A 2,001-nucleotide genomic window follows, 5' to 3' on the forward strand; every position below is an offset into this window, starting at 1 on the left:
CCCTCCCGCTTCGCTCAGCAGGTACGAATCGGGAGAAAGTATGCCACTCACGCAGCAGGAGTTAGGACGGCGTCTGAAGGACGCCCGCGAGGCGGCGTCACTTAAACAAGACCAAGTTTCCGACCACCTTGGTGTTTCACGCTCCGCGATCGCGCAGATTGAACTTGGTAATCGTGCCGTGAGCAGTCTTGAGCTTGATCAGTTGGCTCGACTGTACCGCCGGGACATGCGCGAGTTCTTTTCGGAAGATTTTCGGCAGGGGAGCGCATTGGTCGCGTTCCGATTGGCTGAGGCGCTCGCGGACGAGAAGGCCGCCAGCGCGCTTCGCGATTGCATGTCGGTTAGTCGCGAACTGACGAACCTTGAGAGGCTGGTCGGCGCCAACCGGGACATCGCCTCAACGGTGCGCTATGGAATTCCGGCGCCCCGATCTAGATACGATGCCATTAGACAGGGCGCCTCCGTCGCAGAACAGGAGCGACGACGCCTTGCAATCGGCGATGTGCGCATTGGAGATATCGACGAGCTCCTTCAAACGCAGGGGGTTCGGACTGCCATGATCGACCTTCCAGAGGACATCTCAGGCCTCACGCTCGTTGACCCCGACATTGGTCCATTCGTGGCAGTAAACCGGAGAGAACACCTCCTTCGGCGGACCTTCTCATTTGCCCATGAGTACGCACATGTGCTTCTTGACTCGGATGCCAAAGGCACGATCAGCCGGAGCAGCGAGAACACCGAGCTCGTCGAGGTTCGAGCCAATTCATTCGCGGCCAATCTGCTCATGCCGGAAGGCGGCGTTCGCGAGTTTCTCGCTACGTTGGGCAAGGGTGGCCAAGCGCGCCTGTTTGCAGAAACCCCGACTGAAAATGATAGCGCAATCGGAATCGAGGCGCGGGGTAGCGGTTCTCAAGAGGTACGACTCCACGACGTAATTCTGTTGGCTCATCACTTCGGTGTCAGTCGGACGGTTGCGCTATACAGACTACGTAATCTGCAAATTCTTTCAGACCGAGAACTCCAAGAGTTTTTGACGCTAGAAAAGCGCGGCAAGGGACGGGAGATGGAGCAACTACTTCGACTCCCGCAACCGAATCATGATAGGGAGCGAGATCGCTTCCACTTTCGCTTTTTGAACTTAGCGCTCGAAGCGTACGCACGAGAAGCAATCAGCCGATCCAAGGCAGAGGAGCTGTTCGCGATAGTGCTGGATCAACCAAGGTCAAGCGTGTCTCTCGACGCGTTTGGCGTGATCGATCGAGAGCGACCGACCGGCGTGTCTGTTCCTGGAGTTAACCGTGGCGACAGCTCAGCGTCGCGTCGTCGTAACTGACGCGAACGTGCTAATAAATCTGATCCACGCGAGGGCACTCTTCTTGCTCGGGTGCCTCGCTGGCTACGAGTTCATCGTAGTCGAAGAAGTCGTGGCTGAAATCATTATACCCGATCAAGCGGCCGCTTTGACTGCTGCTATTGGGAACGGTTGGATAAAGCAAACGCGCATTGAAGATTCTGTCAGCCTCGCTTTGTTCGCCGAGCTTTCGGCGATCATGGGAAGGGGAGAAGCGGCTTCTCTTGCCTTAGCGGCGGCGGGAGACTTTGACATCGCGTGCGATGAGAAGAGGGTCTTCCGACGAGAAGCAGTCAAACGCTTGGGGACCGACCGCATCTTGACCACGCCAGGGCTTTTTGTGCTGGCAATTCGGGCCGGTACGATAACGGTGGAGCAGGCCGACAGCGCGAAAGTCCTTTTGGCCAGTAAGCGCTTTGAGATGACGTTTGACTCGTTTAAGGATGTCCTGTGACGCCGTTACCATGCAGCGATCCGACGTCCGCTCGTTGCTAGACGAGGTGCGATGGACGCGGCGAATCGAGCAAGAATGCGCAAGCCTGCGCCCTGATGATTCCATTTTCCAATCCGGTCAGCGAAACGCGGCGCGTGCCTGCAGCCGGGCTCCAGGGCTTCGCCCGGAGCCAAGCAGATCTTTGCCGATGTAGCGC

General features: G+C 57.5%; 2 protein-coding genes. Both read left to right on the top strand.

What is annotated here, in order from left to right; genetic code table 11:
* The first annotated feature begins 40 nt into the window (after positions 1-40).
* Positions 41-1,333 carry a helix-turn-helix domain-containing protein gene (locus WCB02_RS09065; protein ID WP_423957639.1) on the top strand — a complete coding sequence of 431 codons (1,293 nt, stop codon included), beginning with the start codon at positions 41-43 and terminating at the stop codon, positions 1,331-1,333.
* 91 nt (positions 1,334-1,424) lie between these two features.
* The gene (locus WCB02_RS09070) at positions 1,425-1,805 is read left to right on the top strand and encodes a hypothetical protein (RefSeq protein ID WP_423957640.1); all 381 of its coding nucleotides are present in this window, start codon (positions 1,425-1,427) and stop codon (positions 1,803-1,805) included.
* The last annotated feature ends 196 nt before the right edge of the window (positions 1,806-2,001 follow it).

The organism is Bradyrhizobium sp., from assembly GCF_049581145.1.
Taxonomy (GTDB): Bacteria; Pseudomonadota; Alphaproteobacteria; order Rhizobiales; family Xanthobacteraceae; genus Bradyrhizobium.